The sequence below is a fragment of the Kitasatospora sp. NPDC004531 genome (genome assembly GCF_053602195.1).
This window is the reverse complement of the sequence record NZ_JBSGDD010000008.1, coordinates 48,028-72,506: the sequence shown is the minus strand read 5'-3', so window position 1 is coordinate 72,506 and position 24,479 is coordinate 48,028. Positions and strand designations below refer to the sequence as shown.

The following is a 24,479-nucleotide window of genomic DNA, read 5'->3' as shown; positions in this document are numbered from 1 at the left end:
GCTGGTACTGGTCGCTCATCAGGCCACCACGGCCTTGCGCAGCTGCTGGAACGCCGTGTAGTTGGCGATCGCCTCGATGCGGCCCTCGGGGGCGGCGTCCACGGCCTGCTGGAGCGAGTCGACGACCTGGAACTGCAGGCCGGCCACCTCCAGGCGGACCGCCAGGTCGAGCTTGCGCTGGCCCATCACGAAGATCGGATGACCGGCCAGGCGCTCGTAGTCGACGTCCCACAGCCACGAGGTGTCGGTGCCGTCGGCGTCCATCGCGTTCACCGACAGGATCACCGGCGCGGGCGGGCCGTCGATCAGCGAGAAGGTCTCCAGCCAGCCGGCCGGGTTCTTCGCCAGCAGCAGCCGGATGTCCCGGCCGCGGTACTGCACCACGTCGTAGCGGCCCGCCACGGCGGCCACCGACTGCATGCGCTGCAGCGCCACCTGCGGGGCCACGCCGAACACCGCGGCGACCGCCGCCGAGCTGGTGGCGTTGGCCAGGTTGGCCCGGCCCGGCAGCTGGAGCTGGATCGGCCAGGCACCCCGGTGCGGATCGATCACGTGGGTGCCCTGCAGCGCCCAGTGCGGGTTCGGACGGCGGAAACCGCACTCGCCGCAGAACCAGTCGTCGCCGGGACGCTGCATCACGCCGCCGCACGACGGGCACGACCAGGCGTCCTCCTTCCACGCCTGCCCGGCGGCCACCCAGACCACCTTCTTGCAGGACGAGGCGGCCCAGGTCACCAGCGGGTCGTCGGCGTTCGCGACGATCACCGCCTCGGTGTCCTTCAGGCCCTCGCGCCACTTCTCGGCCATCATCCGCGTCTCGGCGGCCCGGTCGAGCTGGTCACGGGAGAGGTTCAGCAGCGCTATGGCCTTCGGCCGGGTGTCCCGGGCGACCATCGGCAGGTACTTCTCGTCCACCTCGATGACGCCGAACTTGGCGTCGGTACCGCCCGCCAGCGCCGCCGTGATGCCGGCCGGCATGTTCGCGCCCAGCGCGTTGGAGACCACCGGGCCCGCCGCCCGCAGGGCCTCGGCGATCAGCCGGGTCGTGGTGGTCTTGCCGTTGGTGGCGCTGACCAGGACCACGTCCAGGTGCTCGGCGAGGGTCTTCAGCAGATCCGGGTCGAGCTTGAGCGCGACCTTGCCGCCGATCACCGACCCGCTGCCGCGACCGGCCTTCTGGGACAGCGCGGCCGCCATCTTGCCGGCCGTCACGGCGATCTTTGCGCGGGCGGGCAGCGAGGCGTCGCGCGCGGCTTCCGAATCGGTGCCTGGCATGCTCAGGGGTTCCTCCTTGCTGCGGCACCGCCCGGGCCGTTCAGACGGTCCACGGGCGGCAGGGACGGACTCAGCCTACCGACTCCCGCCCGCACACTTGAGCAGGGGCAACTTACCGGCCCGCGCCGGGAGCGGACAGCCCCGTGCGGCGAGGGCCCGGCGGCGGGACGGACCGTCCTCGCCGCCGGGCCCCTCGCCGCACGGGCGGCCCGAGGGGACGTCAGTGCGCCGCCCACGGGGCGGGCAGCTTCTCCGCCGCCCCGGCCAGGTGCGCGGTGATCACCAAGGTGCCCTCCTCGACCTGGTAGTCCAGCGGCGCCTCCAGCCGGCGCATGGTCGAGATCAGTCCGGTGTTCGCCGCCGTGGTCACCGCGTACACCGTGCCCACCCCCGCCTCCAGCGCCAGCGCCGCCATCCGCCGCACCAGGTCCACACCCAGGCCGCGCCGCTGCCAGGCGTCCTCCACCAGCAGCGCGATCTCCGCGCCCTCGTCGTCCCACATCAGGTGCGCCAGCGCCACCAGCCGGCCCTGCGCGGTCTCCACCGCCAGGGTCTGCCCGTGCCGGGGGTCCAGCAGGTGGTCCAGGTAGCGGTCGGCGTCCTTCACCGGCCCGTGGTAGCGCCGCCGCAGCGACTCCGGCGAGCACCGGCCGTGCATCGCCACCGCCGCCGCCTTGTCCGCCGGCGTCGCCCGCCGCACCGTCAGGTCGTCGCCCGCCGGGCGGCTGATCCGCGCCGCGACCTGCGGCACCCTCGGCCCCAGCACGGAATCCAGCTCCACCAGCGCCCGGGCCCGGGCGAACTCGGTCGGCGTGAACGGCAGATTCGGCCGCGACAGCTCCAGCAGGTCGCCGTTCGGCAACGGCAGGCGCATCACGTGCCCGTCCACGCCGGGCTGCGCCGCCGCGCCCCGCCCCGGGAACTGCCGGATCGCCGCCCGCCCGAACAACTGCCGCAGCGCGACCGGCAGTTCCGCCGCGTCCAGCGCCGTGCGGGTGGCCAGCGCCAGCACCTGCCGGGGCACGTCCACCAGCTCGTGGGCGTCCGCCCGGTCCGACCAGATGTCCCGGCCGCCGCCCGCCGCGACCGCCGCCACCAGCTCGGCCCTGGTCAGCGCCGCCGGGGCGCGGACGATGAACTCGTCCACCGTGCGGTCCGGCAGCGGGTGCGCCTGCATCGAGACGATGTTCACCCGCCGTTCGGCCAGCGCCGTGCACACCCGGGCCAGACTGCCCGGCTCGTCCTCGACGCTGGTGCGCAGCCGCCACAGCGCGGTCGGCTCCTCGGCGGAGGTCACCGCGCCCCCGCCCGGTGGCGCGAGGGCGTCCGGACCCGGCGGGTGCCGGTGCGCCAGCCAGCCCCGGAACAGGACCGTGCCGAGCATCGCCGCCGCCGAGGCGAGCAGCAGCACCGGCCCGTCGTGGCCGTGCACCACCACATTGGCGACCAGGTCGGCGGCCGCGACCGCGGCGAAGACCGCCGCGAGCTCGACCGCCTCCCGGCGCCAGCGGTGCTGCCTCGCGCTTCTGCGGTCGCGGCGGGCGTGGTCGGCTTGGTGGGTGTACGCCTTGTCATCCATGCCTGAATGGTGGCGCTCTGCTGTTTCACGATCACGAACCCCCCGTGACCCGACGGTTAATGTCTGCGCGGGCCCCCGTCGGATCGGCGCTGATCCGCTCCCGCGATCACTTGGACGAGCGGCCCCGGGCCAGGAGTTCCGCACCCGCCGATTTCACCTCGTCCAACAGCAGCCGCAGATCCGCGTCCGTGGTCGCCGCGTTCAGCAGACACGCCCGCAGCATCTCCCGCCCCCGGTACACCGCGCCCGTCACGAACACCCGGCCGCGCTGCTGGATCGCCACCGGCAGACGGGAGTTGAGCTCCTGCAGCGCCTGCTCGTCCAGGCCCGCCGGGCGGTACCGGAACGCCACGATCGACGTCTCGACCGGGGCCAGCAGCTCCAACTCCCCGTCCTGCCCGACCCACTCGCCCAGACGCCGGGCCTGGGCCGCGCAGTGCGCGACGTCCCGGGCCACGCCCGAGCGGCCGCGGTGCGCGATCGACGCCCACACCTTCAGCGAGCGGAACGGGCGGGTCTGCTCCGTCCCGTACTCCGAGAACCAGCCCAGACCGCCGGCGTCCTCGTCCCGCAGGTACGACGGCACCAGGCTGAACGTGCCCCGCAGCTCCTGCGCGTCCCGCACCAGCGCGCAGCCGCAGTCCACCGGCACGCCCAGCCACTTGTGCGGGTCGAGCGCCAGGGAGTCGGCGCGCTCCATCCCCCGGTAGCGGTGCGCGATCTCCTCGTCGAGCACCCCGAACGCGCCGTACGCGCCGTCGACGTGGAACCACAGGCCCTCGCGGGCGGCCAGCTCGGCGATCGGCTCGAACGGGTCGACGGCACCGGTGCCCACGGTGCCCGCCGACGCCACCACCAGGAACGGCAGCCGGCCCGCCGCGCGGTCCTCGGCGACCGCCGCCGCCAGACTGTCCAGCCGCAGGTGGCCCTCGTCGTCGGCCTCCACCACCCGCAGGTGCTTCGACCCCAGCCCGAGCAGCTCCGCCGCCTTGCGCACACAGCTGTGCGCCTCGCCCGTGACGTACCCCACTAGCGGCGGCATCCCCGCCAGCCCGTCCTCCCGCACGTCCCGTCCCGCCCGGCGCACCGCCCGGTCGCGGGCCGCCGCCAGGCAGACGATGGTCGCCATCGACGTCCCCGAGGTCAGCAGACCGCCGCCGGCCGGGTGCGGGAACCCGACCAGCTCGGCTATCCACCGCACCACGGCGCGCTCCAGGTGCACGTCCGCGTGGTCGCCGCCGGCGGAGCTCGGGTTCATCGCCGACGCCGCGAGGGTCGCCAGCACGCCGGCGGGCTGCGGCGCGGAGTTCACCCACCCGAAGAACCGCGGGTTCCCGTTGCCCATCGGGTGCGGCATGATCCGTTCCTCGACGGTCCTCAGCAGCTCCTCGAAGCCCACGCCGTCCTCCGGCAGCTCCAGCCCCACCAGCGCGTCCCGCTCCGCCGGATCCATCGGCCGCCACACCGGCCGGGAGGGCAGCTCGTCGAGATAGTCGGCCACCAACCGGGCGGTGGCCTGCGCGGCAGTGCGGAAGTCGTCGTTCATGGGACGGAAGGGTAGAGGACAGGGACGCGAACGCGGGCGGGCGCGAAACCGGGGGCGCGGGGAACTGCGCGACAAGCGCCAACCACGTCCGTGAGGTCGCGATCAAGTGCAGGTCATTGTCCTGCGTCGCGATCTTGGATCTGGTGCGTTCCCCTTCGCGCAGTTCCCCGCGCCCCTGTTTTCGCACCCTCCCGCGCTCAGTCGAGGGTGCTGGACAGCCCGCCCGCGGAGCGGCAGTAGCCCTGGATCTCGCGGTCGGTGATCTTGGCGCAGAGGCGGCCGGCCGCGCCGTCGTCCGTGTAGTTGACGGTGTAGTACGAGACCAGGCCCTGGGCGCAGGCCTTGCGCTGCCAGGCGTCCTTCGCGGTGGCGCACTGCTGGGCGGCCCAGTCCTCGCGGTCGAGGTTGTACTTCATGGTGCGGGAGCCGACGCCGCGGGAGCAGTCGTTCGCGCCGCCGCTGGCCTGCGCGTTGAGGCACCACTGGAGGGCCTGGGAGAAGGCCTCGGGGTGGTTGGCGTAGTCGTGCGAGGAGAGGAAGTAGGTGGGGGCGTAGAAGAAGCAGGCGGACTGGTAGAGGGCCGGCTGCTCGGGGCAGGGGTACAGCGGTTCGGCGGCGAGCTTGTCCGCGGGGAGGTTCGCCTTGGCCTTCTCGTCCTCCTCGTCGGGGGCGAAGAGCTGCATGAAGACGCCCTCGGAGCAGGTGATGCGGCGGCTCTCGGAGGGGAACTTGTTGCACAGGTCGCGGGCGGCCGGGATGTCCTGCTTGGTGACGAACATGATGCCGTGGCCGACGCCGTGGATGCAGGGGCCCTTGTTGGCGGGGGCGCACAGGGTGAGGATGTCGTGCTGCGGGTCCTGGGAGTTGGCGAGCATCTCCTCGACGGCGCCGTGCAGGTAGCCGGCCGCGCAGGTCTCGTGCGGGAACGAGATGACCTTCTGGAAGTCCTGGTGGTAGCGCTGGACGGCGGCGTGGCCGAGTTCGTGCGCGATGGGGTGGCAGAACCGGACGGTGTAGGGCTTGTCCTTGGAGATCTTGTCGAGGTCGGCGAGGGCGACGCCGGGGTCGGCGGCGTCCATCTCGGCCATCAGCTTGTTGCGCAGCGTGGAGCGGGTCCACACCGCCGGGTCGCCGGTGGGGGAGGGCGACGCGCCGCCGGGCGCGGGATCGGTGCGGCCCGCCGGGCCGGCGGGGGTGATGGCGGCGGTGGCCGGCCGGGGCGTCCAGTCGGTGACCAGGACCGATCCGAGGCCGAGCGCGGCCAGCAGAACGGCGGTGACGACGGCGAACACACGCGGTTGCATGACGGACGTTCCCCCAGTGATCGACACGGACAGTACGCGGCCCATCCTCCGGCGTGACCGCCGGAAACCCCCGACCGGACACCGCCGACGGATGCAATCGGCCGCGCACCGTCCTTCAACGACGCCCTCACATGTTAGGTGCGCCCCCGCTCACCCGTTCGGCCGTCCCCTCATGCACTACGCGCCACGGAACCGATCGGTTGCGCCCGCGTCCGGTCGGGGCGGCGGCCGTGGACGGGCACCACCGCGAACCAGAGCGCGGCGGCGACCGCCAGCGCGACCACCGGGACCTCCGGGGCGTCGCGCTCGCTCCCGTCGTAGGGCCGCGCCGGCACCCACCCGGCCGGGTCCACCAGGTACGGGAAGGGCGCGGGATTCGCGTCCGGGACGCAGTCGGCGTGCTCGTACACGTCGTGCGGCAGCGGGCGGCCGTCCGTCCGGCGGTACACGCAGGGGTACTTGGCACCGGGCTGCGCGGCCGCGATGACCAGGTCGGTCCGCTCGCCGCGCAGCCGGAGCACCTCATTCGCGCAGATCCAGGAGGGGGCGAGGCACAGCACGAAGCCGGCCGCCGCGCCCAGGACGACCCGCAGGCGGCCGATCCGGAACGCGGCCAGGGCGAGGAGCGAGAGCGCCAGCACCGCCGCGCGGGCCGGGTCGGCGACGCCCGCGCAGTCCGGGTTGGCGGCGAGCACCCCGAGGACGATCAGGGCGAGCGGGGCGAGGACCGCGATCGCCCACCGGGCGGCCGACGGGACGTTCAACGTGCGCATGGGCCGGTTCCCCTGATGCCGAATCGGAAAATCGAACGCGTTCAAACGCGGACTATAGGGCAGGAGCGGGCGGCGGTGCTCAGGACTGCCGCAGGAAGCGGGCGATGTCGGCGGATTCGGTGGCGATGCCGGGGGTCGGGTCGGGTTCGGTGGGTGGGGCGAAGAGGGTGACTTCGGCGTGGTCGCGGTGCCAGGACCAGGTGCCGCGGGCGAGGCCGTCGGTGAGGACGGCGGCGCGGATCTGGCCGCCGCCGGGGCGGATCTGCTTCTGGTGTGCGGCGGGGACGGCGAGGGCCGAACTGCGGTGGGCGACGAGGTAGTTGTCGTACATCGGGAGGAGGCGGACGGCGGGTTCGGGGTCCGGTGCCGCGTCGAGTTCGGCGGCGCGGTCGGCGGGCAGGAAGCAGTCCTGGTCCTGGACGCGGACGGGGAGCAGCGCGAGGGAGGGCCAGGCGCGGCGGACGGCGGCGGCGGGGAGGCCGGACCAGCCGGTGAAGTCCTCCGGGGTGGCGGGGCCGTGGGCGCGCAGGTAGCGGCGGGCGAGGGCGGCGACGGCGGCGTCGCCGGTGGGGCCGTCGGGGGCGTCGGGCAGCCAGTCGGCGAGCAGCACGTGGGTGGCCTCGCCGTCCCGGTCGGGGCCGAAGCAGATCCGGCCGCGCAGGGCGCTGCGGCGGATCAGGTGGAACGGCGCCTGGCCGTCGGCGGGGAGGCCCGCGGCGGCCAGGCGGCGCGTCAACTCGGCGCGGGTGGTGGGGCCTTGGGCGGCGAGGGTGTCGGTGATGACGGTCTCGGCGTGGTCGCAGACGCTCTCGTCGAGGCCGAGTTCGCGGTGCCGGCGGGCGCTCAGGCGCAGGATGTGCGGCCCGAGCAGGGCGAGCAGCCAGCGCAGGTCGGCGGTGGCGACGGTGTGCAGGGTGCCGCGCAGGAACCAGCCGCGGACCAGGGTGCGGTCGACCTCCAGGGCGCGCCGCAGGTCGGCGGCGGTGAGGCCGCGGGTGCGGACCCGGATGCCCAGGGCCCCGGCGCGGGTGTCCTGCGACTGGATGCCGACGACCCGTTCGACGGCCTCGGCGGCGGAGGCGAAGGGCTCGCCGAGGCCCTGCCCGCGGGTTCGCAGGGCCCGGGCCCGGTCGTCGTCCAACGGGAGTGCGCGCATGGGAGAACGGTACCGAGGCCGCCATTGGCTCGCGGTCCTGCCCGAAATCGGGCAGGATCTTTGGCAAATGGACACTTCACGCCTAGGCTCCCCGAACGTGCCTGCCTCACCGCACCCTCATGAGGACCTGCTCGCCCATCTCGCCCGGACCACAGCGCTGGCCCCCGGGGAGGCGGCGCGGGTCCTGGCGGAGGTGCTCGCGTACTTCTCCGAGTCCACGGAGGAGTACGTGCGCCGCCGTCACGGTGAGCTCCAGGCCAGGGGCCTGACCAACGATCGGATCTTCGCCCGCCTCGGCGCGGAGCTGGCCGCCCGCCGGGTGGCCGCGCCGCAGCTGTCGGTGCGTCAGCTGCGGCGGATGGTCTACGGCTGACCGAGCCCCCGTCCGACCGACCCTCGAACACCAGGAGTCCACGTCATGTGCGGAATCGTGGCCTACATCGGCCCCAAGGACGCGTCGCCCTTCCTGCTGGAGGGCCTCCAGCGCCTGGAGTACCGGGGATACGACTCGGCGGGCGTGGCGGTCGTCGCCCCCGCCACCAAGTCGGTCCCGGCGAAGTTGAAGGTCTGCAAGGTCAAGGGCCGGGTCGCCGACCTGGCGGCGGCGCTGCCCGCCCGGTTCAAGGGCGGCACCGGCATCGGCCACACCCGATGGGCGACCCACGGCGTCCCGTCCGACGAGAACGCCCACCCGCACACCGACAACGCGGGCCGGATCGCGGTGGTGCACAACGGCATCATCGAGAACGCCGACGAGCTGCGCGCCAAGCTGACGGCGGACGGCGCGGTGTTCCGCTCGGAGACCGACACCGAGGTGCTGGCCCACCTGATCGCCGCGCACCGCGCCGACGGCGGCGAGCTGGAGGACGCGGTGCGGGCCGCGCTCAAGCTGGTCGTCGGCACCTACGGCATCGCGGTGCTGGACGCCGAGCAGGCCGACCGGATCGTGGTGGCCCGCAACGGCAGCCCGATCGTGCTCGGCATCGGCGAGAAGGAGATGTTCGCGGCCTCCGACGTCTCCGCGCTGGTCCGCTACACCCGGCAGGTGGTGCACCTGGAGGACGGCGAGCTGGCGACGGTGCGCGCCGACGGCTTCCGCACCTTCACCGAGGACGCCCGCACCGTCACCCGGCAGCCGTCCACCGTGGACTGGGAGATCGGCTCGTACGACACCGGCGGCTACGCGCACTACCTGCTCAAGGAGATCCACGAGCAGCCCGGCGCCGTCGAGCGGACGCTGTCCGGCCGGCTCGACGAGCGGTTCTGCACCGCGCACCTGGGCGGGCTCAACCTGGACGCCCGGGAGCTGCGGGAGATCCGCCGGGTGAAGATCCTCGGCTGCGGATCGGCGTACTACGCGGGCGAGATGGGCGCGCAGCTGATCGAGGAACTGGCCCGGATCCCCGCCCACTCCGAGCCGGCCTCCGAGTTCCGCTACCGCAACCCGGTGATCGAGGCCGACACCCTGTACGTGGCGGTCAGCCAGTCCGGCGAGACCTACGACACGCTCGCCGCCGTGCAGGAGATCAAGCGCAAGGGCGGGCGGGTGCTCGGGGTCGTCAACACCGTCGGCTCGGCGATCGCCCGCGAGTGCGACGGCGGCATCTACCTGCACGCCGGACCGGAGATCTCCGTCGCCTCCACCAAGGCGTTCACCTCCACCGTGGTCGCCTTCGCCCTGCTGGCGCTGCACTTCGGCCGGATCCACGACCTGTCGCCCGCCGACGGCCGCCGCATCGTGGGCGCGCTCAAGGCGCTTCCGGCGCAGATCCGCGAAGTCCTCGACCAGCAGGCCGAGATCGAGAAGCTGGCCGTCGAGTACGCCGAGAGCCAGGGCATGATGTTCATCGGCCGGGTGCGCGGCTACCCCGTGGCCCGGGAGGGCGCGCAGAAGCTCAAGGAGATCTCCTACGTGCACGCCGAGGCGTACCCCGCGAGCGAGTTGAAGCACGGTCCGCTGGCGCTGATCAGCCCCGAACTGCCGACCGTCGCCCTGGTGCCGGACGACGAGCTGCTCGACAAGAACCTCACCGCGCTCGGCGAGATCAAGGCCCGCTCCGGCCGGGTGCTGGCCGTCGCGCACCGCCCGATCGAGGCGCGGCTGGCCGACCACTGCATCGTCGTCCCGAAGAGCGAGCCGGAGCTCGACCCGCTGCTGCTCAACATCCCGCTCCAGCTGCTGGCCTACCACGCCGCCGTGGCCCTCGACCGGGACGTGGACAAGCCGCGCAACCTGGCCAAGAGCGTCACGGTGGAGTGACGGCCGGGCGGCGGCGCGGGCTCGTGCATCAGGGCGATTCCTCGGGTGCATTAATCGGACAAACTGATAACGGTCGGTAGTGGCTGCACATAGTCAAAGGCATGACGAGTCCCTCCCGCAGACCGTTGCGGCTCAGCTCCCGAGCGGCCCGCTTCCTCACCGCCGCAGCCACCCTCGGCCTGGTCGTCACCGGCCTGGCCGCCCAGCCCGCGTCGCACGGTCACGCTGCCCCGGGCTCCACGCTGTCCCAGGAGGACGTCGCCGGCGCGGCGGCGGGCCCGGGGCACGCGGCTCCGTCCGCCGCCGGAGCGGGCCGGCTGCTCGGCAGCCTCGCCGAACGGGCCCGGGCCGCGGGCGCCGAACGGGCGGGCGGCCCGGTGGCGAGCCCGGTGGGCGGCCAGGTCACCGCTCCGGTCGTAGGTCCGGTCGCCGCCGCTCCGGCTGCTCCGGCCGTCCCGGTGGCTGCGGCGCCGCGCGCCGTCGCCGCCGCCGCGTTGGGCCTGGAGAAGGCGGCGGACCAGCCCGGTCCGTACCGGTTGGGCGAGTGGGTCTACTACACGTACACGGTGACCAACACGGGCACCGAGGAGTTGACCGGCCTGGTCGTGACGGACGACCGGATCACGACAGTGACCTGCGACGCGACGACGCTCGCCCCCGGCGCGAGCACGCTGTGCCACGGCAACTACCGGGTCTTCCCGGCGGACGTGGACGCGGGCTCCGTGACCAACACGGCCCAGGCGAGCGCCCGGAACGTCGACGGCGATGTGGTGCAGAGCCCGCCGGCCCAGGTGACCGTCCAGGTCATCGGCCCGGCTTCGCTGAAACTGGAGAAGGCGCCGTACTCCATTGGCCCCTACGACGCGGGCGACGTGGTGACGTACACGTACACGGTGACGAACACCGGTCAGGCGGCGCTGAGCAACCTGACCGTGACGGACGACCGGATCGCGACGGTGACCTGCGACACGACGGTGCTGGACCGGGGACAGAGCACCCTGTGCCACGGGACCTACGTGGTGAAGGAGGAGGATGTGTTGCCCGGCTACGTGACGAACATCGCCTACGCGCACGCCACCGATCCGTTGGGGCAGCAGGTGGACAGCAACCGCGCCGTGGCCGCCATCACGGTGATCAGCACCCCTGCGATGCTGTTGCAGAAAGCCGCCGACTCCGCAGGTCCGTTCCGCCTCGGTGACACCGTCTCCTACACGTACACGGTGCTGGACACGGGAACGACGCCGCTGACCGCCATCACGGTGACGGACGACCGGATCGCGACCGTGACCTGCGACGCGACAGAGGTCCCCCGGGGCGGGAACACCCTGTGCCACGGGACGTACGTGGTGACGGCCGCCGACGTGACGGCGGGTAAGGTGACCAACACCGCCAACGCGCGCAGCAGGGACCCGCGCGGTGGTTCGGTGGTGGCCCCGCCGGTCAAGGTCACCGTCCCGGTGCTGGGAACCGCCGAGCTGAGCCTCGCGAAGTCGGCCGACACCGCGGGCCCGTTCCAGGTGGGCGACCGCGTCCCCTACACGTACACGGTGACGAACACCGGCACGGCGGCGGTGAGCAACCTGACGGTCGCGGACGACCACGTCGCGACGGTGACCTGCGACGCGACGACGCTCGACCCGGGCCGGAGCACCACCTGCCACGGCACCTACGTCGTCACGGCGGCCGACCTGGCGGCGGGCTCCGTGACGAACACCGCCCGCGCCGAGGGCACCGACCCGCTGGGCGAGACGGCGGTGAGCGCGCCGGCCCAGGCCACCGTCGCCGTGGTGGGCGAGGCGCTGCTGACCCTCCAGAAGGCGGCGGCCGGCGCGGGCCCGTTCCACGAGGGAGACACCGTCCCCTACACGTACACGGTGACGAACACCGGCACGGCGGCGGTGACCGGGCTGGCCGTGACGGACGACCGGATCGCCCTGGTGACCTGCGACGCGACGACGCTCGCGCCCGGCGCGAGCACGTTCTGCCACGGCAGTTACGTGATCACCGCGGCGGACGTGCAGGCCGGCTCGGTGACCAACACGGCCCACGCGAACGGCCTCGACCCGCGAGGGAAGTCGGTGCGGAGCCCCGACGCCCAGGCCACCGTCGACATCTCGGGCGACGCCGAACTCACCGTCGGAAAGGTGGCCGACAGCGCCGGGCCGTTCCACCTCGGCGACACGGTTGCCTACACGTACACGGTGACCAACGCCGACACCGAGACCCTGAACAGCCTGGTGGTCAGCGACGACCACATCGCCGCGGTGACCTGCGACGCGACGACGCTCGCCCCCGGCGCGAGCACGCTCTGCCACGGCACGTACGTGATCACCGCGGCGGACGTGCAGGCCGGCTCGGTGACCAACACCGCCCACGCCACCGCCACCGATGCGCAGGGCCAGACGGTCCAGAGCCCTCCCGCCTCGGCGACCGTCCAGGTGCTCGGCACCGCGGAGCTGACCCTCGGCAAGACGGCGGACAGCGCCGGCCCGTTCCGCGCGGGCGACACCGTGACCTACACGTACACGGTGACCGACACCGGCACGGCGGCCGTGACCAACCTGACGGTCGCGGACAACCGCGTCGCCGTGGTGACCTGCGCCGCGACGACGCTCGCCCCGGGCGCCAGCACGACCTGCCACGGCGAGTACCGGGTGACGGCGACCGACGTCCTCGCGGGGAACGTGACGAACCGGGCCCGTGCGGAGGGGACGGATCCGCAGGGCGTGACGGTCCTGAGCGCTTTCGTCGAGGCGACAGTGCCGGTGGTCGGGGAGGGGCGGCTGTCGATGGCGAAGGCGGCGACCGGCGCCGGTCCGTTCCGCCTGGGCGACACGGTGGGCTACACGTACACCGTGACGAACACGGGGACGGCCCCGGTGCACAGCCTGCTCGTGGTGGACGACCGGGTGGCGTCGGTGGTGTGCCAGGCGACGGTGCTGGAGCCGGGCCGGAGCACGGTGTGCCGCGGTTCGTACGTGGTGACGGCGGCCGACGTGCAGGCGGGGCGGGTGACGAACACGGCGCACGCGGAGGGGACGGACACGGAGGGGGTGAACGTGGCGAGCCCCGCCGTCGAGGTGACGGTGCCGGTGGTGGGGGAGGGCCGGCTGTCGCTGGAGAAGGCGGCGGACGGCGCCGGGCCGTTCCACCTGGGAGACACGGTGGGTTACACGTACACGGTGACGAACACGGGGACGGCCGGGATTCACGGCCTGAGCGTGGTGGACGACCGGGTGGCGTCGGTGGTGTGCCAGGTGACGGTGTTGGAGCCGGGGCGGAGCACGGTGTGCCGCGGTTCGTACGTGGTGACGGCGGCCGATGTGGCGGCGGGGCGGGTGACGAACACGGCGCACGCGGAGGGGACGGACCCGCAGGGCGGGAAGGTGGTGAGTGCGGCGGTGGAGGTGACGGTGCCGGTGGTCGGCGAGGCGCAGCTGTCGATCGCGCAGAAGGCCGATACCGCCGGCCCGTTCCATGCGGGCGACACGGTGCAGTACACCTACACCGTCACCAACACCGGTCCGGTGGCTGTACACGACCTCACCGTCTCGGACGACCACGTGACGTCGGTGACCTGCGACGCGACGGCCCTCGACCCGGGGCAGAGCGTGCAGTGCCACGGCAGCTACACGATCACGGAGGCGGACGCCCGGGCCGGGCACGTGACGAACATCGCCCGGGCGGACGGCCTGGACCCCGAGGGCCATCAGGTGGAGAGCGCGCCGGGCGAGGCGACGGTGGAGACCACGGCGAGTGCGTCGTCGCTGTCGATCACGAAGCAGGCCGACGTGTCGGGCTCCGTACAGGCCGGCGACACCGTGACGTACACGTACACGGTGACCAACACCGGGACGACGGCGCTGACGGACGTCGCCGTCGGTGACGACCGGGTCGCGCAGGTCGTCTGCGACGCCACCACCCTCAGCCCCGGCGCGAGCACGACCTGCCGTGGTAGGTACCTGGTGACGGAGGCCGACGCGCGGGCCGGCCGGGTGGTCAACACGGCGACGGCCACGGCGCGCGACCCGCAGGGGACGGCGGTGGCGAGCCGGCCGGTGTCGCTGGGCGTGACGGTGACGAAGTGCACGGGCTGTGGGAAGGCTCCCCACGGCGGTCGCGGTCAGCTGCCGGAGACGGGTTCGCCCGCCGGTCTCGCCGCGGCGGGCCTCGCCGGCGGCGGGCTGCTGACGCTGGGCGGGGTGCTGCTGCACTGGGCGCGGCGGCGGACCGAGACGGACCGGCTGGTGGCGTGACGCCTGCCGCTCGCGTGGCGAACGACCGCCCCCGGGGCCTTCGGGCTCCGGGGGCGGTTCCCTGCCGGGGGCAGGCGCTGACGGTTCAGGGGCTGACGGCGAGGACCAGGTAGGCGCCGAGGATGGCCAGGTGGACGCCGCCCTGGAGCGGGGTGGCGCGCTTGGGGATGACGGTGAGGGTGCCGACCGCGACGGTCAGGGCCAGCAGGATCATGTGATTGGCGCCGAGGCCGAGTTCGAGCGGGCCGCTCAGCCAGGTGGAGGCGACGGCGACCGCCGGAATGGTCAGGCCGATCGACGCCAGCGCCGAGCCGAGCGCCAGGTTGAGGCTGATCTGCACCCGGTTGCGGACCGCCGCCCGGACGGCCGCGATCGACTCCGGCAGCAGCACCATCAACGCGATCGACACCCCGACCACCGCGTTCGGCAGACCGGCCGCCTCGACACCGCGCTCGATCGTCGGGGAGACGCCCTTGGCCAGACCGACCACCGCCACCAGGGCGACCGACAGCAGCGCGACACTGATCAACGTCTCCCGCACCGTCGGCGGCTCGGAGTGCTCGTCCATCGGGTCCACCACCTCGCCGGCCGGCGTCACCGGCAGGAAGTAGTCCCGGTGCCGGACCGTCAAGGTGGACACGAACAGGCCGTAGATGACGAGCGACGCCGCCGCCGCGAACGCCAGCTGCGCCGGGGAGAACTGCGGGCCCGGCTTCGAGGTGGTGAACGTCGGCAGCACCAGGCTCAGCGTCGCCAGCGTCGCGATCGCGCCGAACGCCGCGCCCGTGCCCTCCGCGTTGAACACCGCCACCCGGTACTTCAGCGCGCCGACCAGGATCGACAGGCCGAGGATCCCGTTGCAGGTGATCATCACGGCCGCGAACACCGTGTCCCGTGCCAGACCGGCGTTCTTGTCGCCGCCGCCCGCCATCAGCGTCACGATCAGCGCCACCTCGATGATGGTGACCGCGACCGCCAGCACCAGCGAACCGTACGGCTCGCCCACCCGATGGGCGATCAGCTCCGCATGGTGCACCGCCGACACCACCGACACCGCCAGGAAGCAGGCCACCAGCGTCACCACCGGCCACGGAAGATCACGGTGCCAGGTCGCCAGGAGCAGCAGGAACGCCATCACCGGGGCGACGGTCGTCCACTGCAGGTAGTGCGGTCGCTGCTTGGGAGAAGCCATACGGCCGAGCTTCGCAGACGGCACCCGCGCGGTCCGGAAGTGACACTCGTGGCAGCAGTCACGATGGACGGTGACGGACTGTCAGGTACGGGCAGTGAGGTACGGGCAGTGAGGTGCGGGCTGTGAGGTACGGGCTGTGAGGTGCGGTGCGATGGTCGGACGGCGGGCGGTGCTGACGGCGGCGCTCGGTCTGGCGGCGGGGTGCGGGCGGCCGGGGGCGGTGGGGCCTGTTGCCTCCTCGGGGTCTGCCGGACCTGCGGCGGCGCCGGCCTCGTCGCCTTTTGCTTCGGCGAGCCCCGTGCTGCCGAGCCGGGAGGAGGTGGTCGCCCGGTACGCGGGGCAGCGGCCCGTGCAGTGGGGCACGGACCTGCCCGGGGTGGTGGCCGAGGCGCCGGACGGGGCGCTGGCGCTGACCTTCGACGCGTGCGGCGGGCCCGGCGGGGACGGGTACGACGCGGCGCTGATCGACACGCTGCGCCGGCACCGGGTGCCCGCCACGCTGTTCCTGAACGCCCGCTGGATCGACGCCAACCCCGGGCCGTTCGGCGAACTCGCCGCCGACCCGCTGTTCGAACTCGGCAACCACGGCACCGCCCACCGTCCGCTGTCCGTCACCGGCCGCTCCGCGTACGGCATCACCGGGACCGCCGACGCCGCAGCCGCCTACCAGGAGGTGGCGGACAACGCCGCGAAACTGGCCGGGCTGCTCGGCCGTCCGCCGCGCTGGTTCCGCTCCGGGACGGCGCACTACGACGAGATCGCGCTGCGGATCGTCGGCGAACTCGGCGAGCGGGTGGCCGGGTTCGCGGTGAACGGCGACGGCGGGGCGACCTTCGACGCCGGGCAGGTGGCCCGGACGGTGGCCGCCGCCCCGCCCGGCTCGGTGGTGATCAGCCACTTCAACCACCCCGACGCGGGCACCGGCCCCGGCTACGCGCAGGCGCTGCCCCGACTGCTGGACGCGGGGCGGCGGTTCGTCCGACTGTCGGACTGACCGGGCGCCGCGCCTCACCGGCGGCTTCGGGCCCAGTCGTGGAGCAGGACGGAGGCGACGGCGGCCAGCGCGCACCAGGTGGAGACGAACGCCAGGCGCCACAGCAGGGCGCAGACGAGCGCGCCCGCGCCGAGCACCGTGCCGAGACGGCGCAGCCGGCGGTCGCCGGAGCAGAGCAGCGGGCCCAGGGTGGCGGCCAGGTAGCCCGCCAGCAGCAGGCCGGCGGCCGGGACGCCGATCGCGTAGTGGAGGGTGTGGCCGTGCGGGTGCGCCGCCACCGGGTGCCGGGCGAGGGCGACCGCCAGCGGGACGGCGACGGCCGCGCCCAGCGCGGTGAACCAGGCCGCCGAGCGGCGTCCGGTCGCGCACCACACCGCCGCCGGGACGTACACGGGCAGCAGCGGCAGCGCGATCACCGCCCACACCGTGCGCGCCCACGCCCAGCCGGACCAGACGCCCGCCTCCACCAGCTGGTGCACGCCCAGCAGCAACGGCAGTGCGGCCAGCGGGAGTTGGTGTGGACGATCCGCGCGCAGCAGGGTGGCGACGCCGACCGCCGAGACGGCGCTGCCGACCAGCAGATCCGCCCCGGCGCTCCAGCACATCCCGTCAGCGTATCGACCGGCCCCCGCGATCAGTACGACTGGAACTCGATCAGCGTGCCCTGCGGGTCGCGCAGATGGGCGCTGCGCAGCGTCGGCCCCCACTCCGGGCGGTCGGTGGGCGGCGCGACGGGCGTCGCGCCGTGGGCCAGGCCGTGCGCGTAGGCCGCGTCCACGTCCGTCACCCGGCAGACGAACATGCCGGTGTCGGCCGGGGTCGGGCCCTGGAGCGTGTCGGTGCCGAGGGCGGCCGCCATCGCGGACCGGTCGAACAGGGACAGCACGGCCTGATCGCCCAAGTCCCAGTGGGCGTACGGGCCTTCGGCAGTTCCCTTGACCAGGTGGGCGCCGAGCAGTGGGGGCAGGACGGCGTCGTAGAAGGCGAAGCAGGCGGCGAAGTCGGCGACCAGCAGGCGGGGGTGGAGCGCGTCCATTCGGTCCTCCGGGAACGGCGGAATCGTGGGTGTGGACCCACTATAGGGCCGCACCTACCATGGGCGACATGACCGACCCCACCCAAACCCCGCCCGCGCTCCTCGACTTGACCACCTACCTGCTCTCCAAGGTCGGCAAGGACGCCCGCAACCGGCTCGCCGAACTCCTCGCCGCCGACGGGCTGCGCCTCTACCACCACGCCGCCCTCGCCGCCCTCTCCGACTTCGGCCCGCACACCCAGCGCGACCTCGCCACCCGCCTGCGCCTCGACCCCAGCGACCTCGCCAAGGCCGCCGACCAACTCGCCGCCGCCGGCTGGCTCGACCGCACCCGCGACCCCGCCGACCGCCGCCGCCTCACCCTCACCCTCACCCCCGCCGGCGCCGCCCGCCTCGCCGAACTCGACACCCTCGCCCGCGACGTCCAGGACACCGTCCTCGCCCCCCTCGGCGCAGCCGAACGCGCCGCCCTGCACGGTCTGTTGCTGCGCCTGCACGGGTGACGCCGGTACCGTTCCGGGCCGTGGAGCAGTCGGCGGGGGCGGGCTCAGGGGGAGCGGCGGAGGGAGCGGCGTGGGGGGCGGACGGTGATGCGGCCGAAGCGCTTCTCGCCGGTGACCTCGATGTGCAGGGTGGGCGGCGCGCCGGGGGCGGGGGTGCGGTTCTTGACGCGGCTGAACTCCAGGGTCAGGGCGTCGGTGTCGACCACGGTGCCCGGGCCGACGATCAGGGTCAGGGTCTTGCCGATCATGTCGACGTCGAGGTGCAGGGTGTCGTGGGTGATCACCGCCTGGGTGAAGTCGAGCGTCACGTCGCACCATTCGACGGAGAGTTCGAGGCGGTGCGGGACCACCCAGTGGCCCCCGCGCTTGACCGAGCTCCACTTCTGGTCGATCCGGAGGACTTCCTTGGCATCCGCCACCATGCCGTGGGAGGTGACCGTGACGGCGGGCAAGTCGGCGGTGAGCTCGGCGAGTTCGCGGGGCGGGCGGCGGGCGGCGGTTCGCGGGGTGCCGCAACTCCGGTTGTTCGGACCGGAGTTGCGGTGGTGACGCCGAGTCAGTCGGCGGTGATGACCTGCAGGACGGGCGGGTGGGCGGCGTTCTCGCGACTGTTCAGGTTCACCGCCAGGCCGACCCGGCCCGCCGGCTGGCCGACCGTCAGGGTGAGCAACGGGTCGGCGGTGACGGCGGCGGTGACGTCCAGGGCCACCCAGTCCGGGGCGGTGGAGATGCGGCCGGTGCCGAGCGCGGAAGCCGGGGCCGGGCAGCGGTTCCAGGTGGCGGCGGTCTCCTGCCAGGAGCCGGGCGCGGTGGCGAAGGCCTGGAGGTCGGTCTCGGTGCCGCCCGAATCCGCGACCGCGCCGCGCACCCAGAGCACCGCGCGCCGCACCGTCCCCGTCAACTGCGAGGTGTCGAAGGCGAGCAGGGCCCGCCGGGAGAAGCCGGAGCCCGTGGTCCCGGTGTTCTTCACCGTCAGGGTGTTCGCCGTGCCGTAGTTGGTGTCGGCGTACGAGCCGTCCCGGACGTAGGTGTCCTGGGTCGGCGCGAGCAGCACGGCGGTCGCGGACGCCGCCGCTCCCGAGGCGCGCAGCGCCACCGTGCGGCTCGCGCCCTGGGTGCCGCCGAGCTCCGCCAGCAGCTGCACGGACGGGCCCGCCGACAGCACCGTGACGCCGGTGGCCGGGTCCGCCGAGAGGTAGCCCGGCCGCGCCACCGTCACCCGCACTGCGGCGACCGTGCGGGACGGGTCGGCCACCGAGACGCTCAGCGTGCCGCCCGACTCCCGGACCAGCACCGAGCACGGCGTCGAGACGGTGATCGGACCGGCGCTGCCCGGGGCGAAGAAGTTCGCCGCCGTCACACCGGACGCCGAGTCCGAAATCGCCTGCACGGACGAGGAGTTGGCGAGGACCGTGACGGTCGGGGAGGCCGCCCGGGCCGCTGCGGCCGCCGCGTCCGCGCCCGGCAGCAGCAGATACGCGTAGCCCGCGTCCGACGGGTCGGTGCCGTGGTCGAACCAGAGCGTCAGGTAGCGGCGGGTCAGCGCCTCGGTCGTCCCGCCGGAGTTGATGTCGTGCCAACTGCCCGTCCGCGCCTCGCGCTTGGCCTGCACCGTCGCGCCGCCCGGGAAGACGTAGCCGCCGAAGCCGGCGATCGCCATCGACTTCGCGCCGGTGAACCGCTGCGACCAGCCCGTGGTCACCGGCTGCGCCACCCCGTCCACCGTGAGCGCGTGGGTGCCGGACGCGCCGAGGTTGCGGTTCTCGACCACCGTCTCGACCGGGACGCCGTCGGCGCAGCTGATGCCCGCGCCCAGGCAGAGGACCGAATCGTCCAGCAGGAACCAGGACTTCCAGCCGCTGAGCGTCGAGGACAGGCCGCGCACCGCCTGGCTGACCGCCGCGTACGTGCCGTCGGTGGCGCCGCCCGCCCAGGTGCTGTCCGGGCGGGCCGCGCCCCAGGCGCCGCCCGCCGTGTCCGCGAGCTTCTTCGTCGAGACGGTCGTGCCGGGGAGGCGGTACGGGTCCACGGTCGGCCAGAAGGCGTCCGTGTACTGGCCGTTGCCGGTGGTGGCGTTCCACCACGCGAGCAGGCCGTTGTTGGTGTGCCAGCCGCGGACGTTCTCGCCGTTGCCGGTCTCGTAGAACGTGGTGCGCGCCGAACACATCGACAGCGACACCGCCCAGCCCGGCCGCCGCACCACCGCGCGGTCCATCGCGAACACCCGCGCGCCCACCGGCTCCGCCGCCGCCGAGACCGCTCCGTCCGCCAACAGGGCCTGGGCGCGCGCGAGTTCGGGGACGTCCACGGCCGCGTTCGCGAGGTAGGGGCGGTAGTGGTCGCGGCCGATCCAGCCCTTCACCGCCGCCCGCCACAGTGCGGACTGCGCGGCCGGGGCGGCACCCGAATCCGCCAGCCGCAGGATGTGGCCGATGATGGTGTGGCCGCGGCCGTGGTCGTCCTGCTGGAGGTGCAGCAGATCGGAGGACTGGAGGCCGCGGCTGCTGGCCCGGCCGACCACGGAGTCCATCACCAGGCCGTTGAACAGGAACGGGGCGTACGCCGAATCGACGGCGTCGAACACGTTCTGCCGCTGCGGGTCGGCGACCTCCCAGGACGAGCCCGCGAGCAGCGCGAACAGCCGGCTCAGCCCGCCGAGGAGCACCTCGCCGTAGGAGCCGGTGTACGGCACCCAGGTGTGCTGCACGAACGAACCGTCCGGGTAGAGGCCGTCGCCGGTCAGCACGTACGGGAACACGGGGGACAGGGCGGCGGACGCGGTGGCGAGCTTCGCGGAGGACTTGCCGACGACGCCGCGCAGGGCCAGGACCCGGCAGAGGTCCACCCGGTTCGCGCCGGTGCTGGTGCCCGAGTAGGACGCGACCCTGGAGTCCGGCACCGCGTGGTCGACGGCCGCGCAGTACGCGGACAGCTGGGCGGGCGTCAGCAGGGGCGCCAGCAGGGCGCAGGTGTCGAGCAGGGCCTGCGGCGAACCGATCTGCCAGTCCCACCAGTTGTCGTACGCCGTCGCGGTGGCGGTGTAGGCGGTGGCGCAGAGCCGGTCGAGGCCCGAGGTGACGGCCGCCGCCAGGGCGGCGTCGCCGGTCAGGCCGGTGCCCGGCTGCGCCCAGGCGAGGGCCATGGTGCGCAGGCGGACGAAGCTGCCGGTGATGTTCGCGGAGACGGAGCCGAGCGGGAGGTCCGGCCAGAGCGAGCCGGCCGTCGGGGCCATCGCCTGCTGCTGGGCGCGGGCGCGGTCGCCGAGCGCGCGCAGGGCGGCGGCGAAGGGGTCCGCGGCCGGGTCGAACCCGGTGCCGGTCAGCAGCGCGACCCAGCGCAGGCGGAGCGTCTCGTACGGATCGGTGCTCGCGGCGGCGGCGGGACCGGCGGCGGTGCCGGCGCCAGTGGCCGCGAGGGTGAGCGCGCCGGCGGTGCCGGCCTGGAGCAGGGTGCGACGGGACAGGGCGGGCAGGGGCACGACGCCTCCGTGAGGGGGTGGGAAAGCGCTTTCCGGGTGCCGACGGTAAGCGCTTTCCCGCAGGGGCGTCAACGGGTCGGGACGGCGCTCGGTAAGCGCTTTCCACGCGCGCGGCGTGCGGGTTCGCGTCGGCGCGGTCGGCGGGGCGCGATGCCCCCGCACAACAACGGGAAAACGCTTTCCGGATGCCGCTGGTAAGCGCTTTCCGCACCCGAGGGCGTCGTGGGTGGCGCAGGGGCGGTGTCGGTCGCATGGTGGTGAGCGGGGCGGGGAGGGCGGCGCCGGGAGGGGCGGGCGGGGGTGAGTGGGCGTCAGGAGGGCGTCGGGTAGGGTGCGTTCGGATTTTCGGGTCGGACGGGGACGGAGCAGTCATGCGGATCGGAATTCTCGGGACCGGGACGGTCGGGCAGACGTTGGGCGGCAAGCTGGTCGCCCTCGGGCACGACGTCGTTCTCGGCTCGCGCAGCAAGGGCAATGCCGCCGCCGCCGACTGGGCGGAGCGCACCGGCGGGCGGGCGGGGACGTTCGCGGAGGCGGCGGAGTTCGGGGAGCTGGTGATCGTCGCCACCGGCGGGACCGTCGCGGTCGCGGCGGTCGAGCTCGCCGGGAAGGACCACCTGGCGGGGAAGACGGTGCTGGACGTCTCCAACCCGCTGGTGTTCTCGCCGACCGGCGAGATGACGCTCGACCCGGTCAACACCGACAGCGTCGGCGAGCAGCTGCAGCGCGCCCTCCCGGACAGCCGGGTGGTGAAGGCGCTGAACACCGTCACCGTCACGGTGATGGTCGACCCGGACAGGATCCCCGGCGAGCACCAGCTGTTCGTCGCGGGGGAGAACGCCGACGCCAAGGCGCAGGTGGTCGCGGTGCTGGGCGAGTTCGGGTGGCCCGCGGAGCGGGTGCTGGACCTCGGCGGGATCGACGCGGCCCGCGGGACGGAGATGCTGATGCCGTTCTGGATGCGGCTGATGCGCCACTACGGCCACGCCGACTTCAACTACTCGATCCGCACCGCGAACTGAGCCCGGGAGGCACCGTCATGAGCACCCCCGTCGAACAGCCCCCGTACCTCCCGCTGGACGAGGACTGGAACAGCGCCCTGGCGATCGTCGCCCACCCCGACGACATGGAGTACGGCGCGGCCGCCGCCGTCGCCCGCTGGACCGGCCAGGGCAAGCGCGTCGGCTACCTGATGGTCACCAGCGGCGAGGCGGGCATCGACGGCCTGGAGCCCGCCCAGTGCCGGCCGATCCGCGAACGCGAACAGGTCGAGTCCGCGGCCCTGGTCGGCGTCGACACCGTCGAGTTCCTCGGCTACCCGGACGGCATCGTCGAGTACGGGCTGCCGCTGCGCCGCGACCTGGCCCGGGCGATCCGCCGGCACCGCCCGGACATCGTGATCACCACCAACTTCCGCGACACCTACGGCGGGGTGTTCCCCAACCAGGCGGACCACATCGCGACCGGCCGGGCCGCGCTGGACGCGGTGCGCGACGCCGGGAACCGCTGGGTGTTCCCCGAGCTCACGGCGGAGGGCCACCAGCCGTGGAACGGCGTCCGCCAGCTCTGGGCGGCCGGTTCGCCGGACGGGCTGCACGCCGTCGACACCACCGGGACGTTCGCCGCCGGCGTCGCCTCGCTGGAGGCCCACCGCGCCTACCTGGACGGCCTGGGCGGCGAGATGGCCAACGCCGCCGAGTTCCTGGAGTCGATGGGCCGCGCCGCCGGGAGCCGCCTCGGCACGGCGTTCGCCGCGTCCTTCGAGGTGATCAGCTTCCGCTGAGGCCGGAGCCGGGGGCCGGATCCTCGCGGGCCGGGTTCTCGTGGCCCGGGCTCGCGCGGGCCGGGTCCGTCCCGCCCGGGTTCCCGGGGCCCGGCCCGGCTGTGCGGCGTCGGTGCCTATCGGGGCGGGCCGGTCCGCTCCGCTCCGGTGTGGACCGGTTGCGGCGGGAGGTCGCCGATCCGGACGATCCGCACCTCGGGCGCGAGCCGGGTCAGCGCGGAGGCCAGCAGGACGGGATCGAGGTCGCTGAGGCCGGTGTCGCGCTCGATCCGGACGGCGCGCAGGAGCTCGCCGACGAGGTCGGAACGGACGGGGGCCGGGTCGCGGCGGCGTTTCACGGTCAGCAGCTCGACGCCGAGCCTCCGCCCCCATTCCAGGCTCAGGACGTCGGACCAGGGGATGAACTCGGATGTGCGGCGGATCAGTGGCGGCCTGTGCACGGTGATGCCCCGCCGATCCAGCTCGACGAGCTTGTGGCGGCCGGAGCAGATCCGTGCGAGCAGCAGCGGGATCGGGACCAACGCGAACTGGAGGTGGTCCGGGCCCGCGATGCCCGGCACGAAGCCGCTCGCGACCATCAGGGTGGTGACGACGAACAGGGCCGCGGCGCGCCGTGTCCACGCGAACCGGACCACATAGGAACCGTCGAATCCGTCGGGCATGCGCCCATGATGGCGGATGGCCCGGGGGCGGAACAGGGGGATCAGGGACCGCCCTCCGGCGGCGCGTCAGTGGCGGCCGGGTTGTCAGGGAACAGGTCGAGTGCGAGCTCGCCGAGCGGGCCGAAGATCCGCACCTGGGGTGCGAGCCGGGTCAGCGCGGAGACCAGCAGGACGGGGTCGAGGTCGCTGAGGGTGGTGGCGCGTCGCATCCAGGCGGCGCCCCAGTAGGCGCTGACGGTGTCGAGGCCGACGGTGTTGACGAGGTAGTCGTCGATCTCCGAGCGCCCGGGATCGAGCGCGGGGGCGACGGCTGCGGGGGCGCGCCGGGTCACGGTCAGGACGTCGTTGTGGCGGTAGGTCCGCCAGTCCACGGACAGCACCTCGGACCAGGGCGCGAACTCGGGCCGGTCGCGGAGCGGCGGTACTCGGTGCACGGTGATGCCGTGCCGGTCCAGCTCGGCGATCGTGCGCCGGCCGGCGCAGGCCGCCGCGATCCACAGCGGGACCGGGGCGATCAGGAGCGGGAGGCGGCCCACGCCCGCACCGAACGGGGTGAAGGTGCTTGCGGCGAGCAGGGTGAGCAGGGCGACGCCGGCCACGGCGCGCCCCGTCCGGGCGTGCCGGATCACGTACGGACCGTCGAACTCGTCGGCCATGCGTTCCATGATCGCGGAAGTCCCCG

20 protein-coding genes are annotated in these 24,479 nt (G+C 73.8%); 7 read left to right on the top strand and 13 right to left on the bottom strand.

Features of this window, described 5'->3' with window-relative positions:
- Nucleotides 1-18: 18 nt before the first annotated feature.
- From ACWEMJ_RS06200 to ACWEMJ_RS06175, 6 genes are all read right to left on the bottom strand, one after another.
- Nucleotides 19-1,275, bottom strand: coding sequence for a MurT ligase domain-containing protein (locus ACWEMJ_RS06200; protein WP_452135781.1), 1,257 nt, complete (start codon nt 1,273-1,275; stop codon nt 19-21).
- A gap of 220 nt (nt 1,276-1,495) precedes the next feature.
- Nucleotides 1,496-2,854, bottom strand: a complete 1,359-nt coding sequence (locus ACWEMJ_RS06195) for a GNAT family N-acetyltransferase (RefSeq protein WP_452135780.1) — start codon at nt 2,852-2,854, stop codon at nt 1,496-1,498.
- A 106-nt stretch (nt 2,855-2,960) separates the two neighbouring features.
- Entirely contained in the window at nt 2,961-4,400 is a 1,440-nt protein-coding gene (locus ACWEMJ_RS06190) for a pyridoxal phosphate-dependent decarboxylase family protein (RefSeq protein ID WP_452135779.1), read from the bottom strand.
- 197 nt (nt 4,401-4,597) lie between these two features.
- Nucleotides 4,598-5,704 carry a hypothetical protein gene (locus tag ACWEMJ_RS06185; RefSeq protein WP_452135778.1) on the bottom strand — a complete coding sequence of 369 codons (1,107 nt, stop codon included), beginning with the start codon at nt 5,702-5,704 and terminating at the stop codon, nt 4,598-4,600.
- Between the two features lie 170 nt (nt 5,705-5,874).
- The gene (locus ACWEMJ_RS06180; RefSeq protein ID WP_452135777.1) at nt 5,875-6,477 is read right to left on the bottom strand and encodes a hypothetical protein; all 603 of its coding nucleotides are present in this window, start codon (nt 6,475-6,477) and stop codon (nt 5,875-5,877) included.
- 79 nt (nt 6,478-6,556) lie between these two features.
- Entirely contained in the window at nt 6,557-7,633 is a 1,077-nt protein-coding gene (locus ACWEMJ_RS06175) for a winged helix DNA-binding domain-containing protein (protein WP_452135776.1), read from the bottom strand.
- Between the two features lie 97 nt (nt 7,634-7,730).
- On the opposite strand from ACWEMJ_RS06175, the gene ACWEMJ_RS06170 reads away from it, so the two are divergent.
- The 3 genes from ACWEMJ_RS06170 (at nt 7,731) to ACWEMJ_RS06160 (ending at nt 14,149) form a co-directional block, all read left to right on the top strand.
- The gene (locus ACWEMJ_RS06170; RefSeq protein WP_452135775.1) at nt 7,731-8,006 is read left to right on the top strand and encodes a hypothetical protein; all 276 of its coding nucleotides are present in this window, start codon (nt 7,731-7,733) and stop codon (nt 8,004-8,006) included.
- 45 nt (nt 8,007-8,051) lie between these two features.
- Nucleotides 8,052-9,893 (top strand): glutamine--fructose-6-phosphate transaminase (isomerizing), encoded by a 1,842-nt coding sequence (glmS, locus tag ACWEMJ_RS06165; protein WP_452135774.1) that lies wholly within the window; start codon nt 8,052-8,054, stop codon nt 9,891-9,893.
- Between the two features lie 101 nt (nt 9,894-9,994).
- The gene (locus ACWEMJ_RS06160) at nt 9,995-14,149 is read left to right on the top strand and encodes a DUF7507 domain-containing protein (RefSeq protein WP_452135773.1); all 4,155 of its coding nucleotides are present in this window, start codon (nt 9,995-9,997) and stop codon (nt 14,147-14,149) included.
- 85 nt (nt 14,150-14,234) lie between these two features.
- Here ACWEMJ_RS06160 and ACWEMJ_RS06155 read toward each other — a convergent pair whose 3' ends face one another.
- A complete protein-coding gene (locus ACWEMJ_RS06155; protein ID WP_452135772.1) occupies nt 14,235-15,341 on the bottom strand; it encodes a calcium:proton antiporter in 1,107 nt (368 codons plus the stop codon).
- A 298-nt stretch (nt 15,342-15,639) separates the two neighbouring features.
- Between ACWEMJ_RS06155 and ACWEMJ_RS06150 the strand changes: the two genes are divergently transcribed.
- The gene (locus ACWEMJ_RS06150) at nt 15,640-16,335 is read left to right on the top strand and encodes a polysaccharide deacetylase family protein (RefSeq protein ID WP_452135771.1); all 696 of its coding nucleotides are present in this window, start codon (nt 15,640-15,642) and stop codon (nt 16,333-16,335) included.
- 14 nt (nt 16,336-16,349) lie between these two features.
- On the opposite strand, the gene ACWEMJ_RS06145 is transcribed toward ACWEMJ_RS06150, so the two are convergent.
- Nucleotides 16,350-16,940 carry a DUF6629 family protein gene (locus ACWEMJ_RS06145; RefSeq protein WP_452135770.1) on the bottom strand — a complete coding sequence of 197 codons (591 nt, stop codon included), beginning with the start codon at nt 16,938-16,940 and terminating at the stop codon, nt 16,350-16,352.
- Between the two features lie 29 nt (nt 16,941-16,969).
- Complete coding sequence (locus ACWEMJ_RS06140) at nt 16,970-17,371, bottom strand: VOC family protein (RefSeq protein WP_452135769.1); 402 nt, start codon at nt 17,369-17,371, stop codon at nt 16,970-16,972.
- A gap of 68 nt (nt 17,372-17,439) precedes the next feature.
- Between ACWEMJ_RS06140 and ACWEMJ_RS06135 the strand changes: the two genes are divergently transcribed.
- A complete protein-coding gene (locus tag ACWEMJ_RS06135; RefSeq protein ID WP_452135768.1) occupies nt 17,440-17,874 on the top strand; it encodes a MarR family winged helix-turn-helix transcriptional regulator in 435 nt (144 codons plus the stop codon).
- A 44-nt stretch (nt 17,875-17,918) separates the two neighbouring features.
- Here the strand turns inward: ACWEMJ_RS06135 and ACWEMJ_RS06130 are convergent, their stop codons facing one another.
- Together ACWEMJ_RS06130 and ACWEMJ_RS06125 are read right to left on the bottom strand one after the other, a co-directional pair.
- Nucleotides 17,919-18,326, bottom strand: coding sequence for a hypothetical protein (locus tag ACWEMJ_RS06130; RefSeq protein WP_452135767.1), 408 nt, complete (start codon nt 18,324-18,326; stop codon nt 17,919-17,921).
- 104 nt (nt 18,327-18,430) lie between these two features.
- Nucleotides 18,431-21,352, bottom strand: a complete 2,922-nt coding sequence (locus ACWEMJ_RS06125; protein ID WP_452135766.1) for a polysaccharide lyase family 8 super-sandwich domain-containing protein — start codon at nt 21,350-21,352, stop codon at nt 18,431-18,433.
- A gap of 371 nt (nt 21,353-21,723) precedes the next feature.
- Here ACWEMJ_RS06125 and ACWEMJ_RS06120 point away from each other — a divergent pair, with 371 nt between their 5' ends.
- Complete coding sequence (locus ACWEMJ_RS06120; protein WP_452135765.1) at nt 21,724-22,374, top strand: NADPH-dependent F420 reductase; 651 nt, start codon at nt 21,724-21,726, stop codon at nt 22,372-22,374.
- A 17-nt stretch (nt 22,375-22,391) separates the two neighbouring features.
- Entirely contained in the window at nt 22,392-23,135 is a 744-nt protein-coding gene (locus ACWEMJ_RS06115) for a PIG-L deacetylase family protein (RefSeq protein ID WP_452135764.1), read from the top strand.
- Between the two features lie 116 nt (nt 23,136-23,251).
- Here the strand turns inward: ACWEMJ_RS06115 and ACWEMJ_RS06110 are convergent, their stop codons facing one another.
- Complete coding sequence (locus ACWEMJ_RS06110; RefSeq protein ID WP_452135763.1) at nt 23,252-23,797, bottom strand: hypothetical protein; 546 nt, start codon at nt 23,795-23,797, stop codon at nt 23,252-23,254.
- A 41-nt stretch (nt 23,798-23,838) separates the two neighbouring features.
- Nucleotides 23,839-24,453: a hypothetical protein gene (locus ACWEMJ_RS06105; protein WP_452135762.1), complete on the bottom strand. Its 615-nt coding sequence runs from the start codon at nt 24,451-24,453 to the stop codon at nt 23,839-23,841.
- Nucleotides 24,454-24,479: the final 26 nt, after the last annotated feature.

Bases quoted from the DNA above. Each gene is read 5' to 3' on its own strand.
- ACWEMJ_RS06200 (WP_452135781.1), bottom strand. From the start codon at position 1,275: ATGCCAGGCACCGATTCGGAAGCCGCGCGCGACGCCTCGCTGCCCGCC.
- ACWEMJ_RS06195 (WP_452135780.1), bottom strand. From the start codon at position 2,854: ATGGATGACAAGGCGTACACCCACCAAGCCGACCACGCCCGCCGCGAC.
- ACWEMJ_RS06190 (WP_452135779.1), bottom strand. From the start codon at position 4,400: ATGAACGACGACTTCCGCACTGCCGCGCAGGCCACCGCCCGGTTGGTG.
- ACWEMJ_RS06185 (WP_452135778.1), bottom strand. From the start codon at position 5,704: ATGCAACCGCGTGTGTTCGCCGTCGTCACCGCCGTTCTGCTGGCCGCG.
- ACWEMJ_RS06180 (WP_452135777.1), bottom strand. From the start codon at position 6,477: ATGCGCACGTTGAACGTCCCGTCGGCCGCCCGGTGGGCGATCGCGGTC.
- ACWEMJ_RS06175 (WP_452135776.1), bottom strand. From the start codon at position 7,633: ATGCGCGCACTCCCGTTGGACGACGACCGGGCCCGGGCCCTGCGAACC.
- glmS (WP_452135774.1), top strand. From the start codon at position 8,052: ATGTGCGGAATCGTGGCCTACATCGGCCCCAAGGACGCGTCGCCCTTC.
- ACWEMJ_RS06160 (WP_452135773.1), top strand. From the start codon at position 9,995: ATGACGAGTCCCTCCCGCAGACCGTTGCGGCTCAGCTCCCGAGCGGCC.
- ACWEMJ_RS06155 (WP_452135772.1), bottom strand. From the start codon at position 15,341: ATGGCTTCTCCCAAGCAGCGACCGCACTACCTGCAGTGGACGACCGTC.
- ACWEMJ_RS06145 (WP_452135770.1), bottom strand. From the start codon at position 16,940: ATGTGCTGGAGCGCCGGGGCGGATCTGCTGGTCGGCAGCGCCGTCTCG.
- ACWEMJ_RS06140 (WP_452135769.1), bottom strand. From the start codon at position 17,371: ATGGACGCGCTCCACCCCCGCCTGCTGGTCGCCGACTTCGCCGCCTGC.
- ACWEMJ_RS06135 (WP_452135768.1), top strand. From the start codon at position 17,440: ATGACCGACCCCACCCAAACCCCGCCCGCGCTCCTCGACTTGACCACC.
- ACWEMJ_RS06120 (WP_452135765.1), top strand. From the start codon at position 21,724: ATGCGGATCGGAATTCTCGGGACCGGGACGGTCGGGCAGACGTTGGGC.
- ACWEMJ_RS06115 (WP_452135764.1), top strand. From the start codon at position 22,392: ATGAGCACCCCCGTCGAACAGCCCCCGTACCTCCCGCTGGACGAGGAC.
- ACWEMJ_RS06110 (WP_452135763.1), bottom strand. From the start codon at position 23,797: ATGCCCGACGGATTCGACGGTTCCTATGTGGTCCGGTTCGCGTGGACA.
- ACWEMJ_RS06105 (WP_452135762.1), bottom strand. From the start codon at position 24,453: ATGGCCGACGAGTTCGACGGTCCGTACGTGATCCGGCACGCCCGGACG.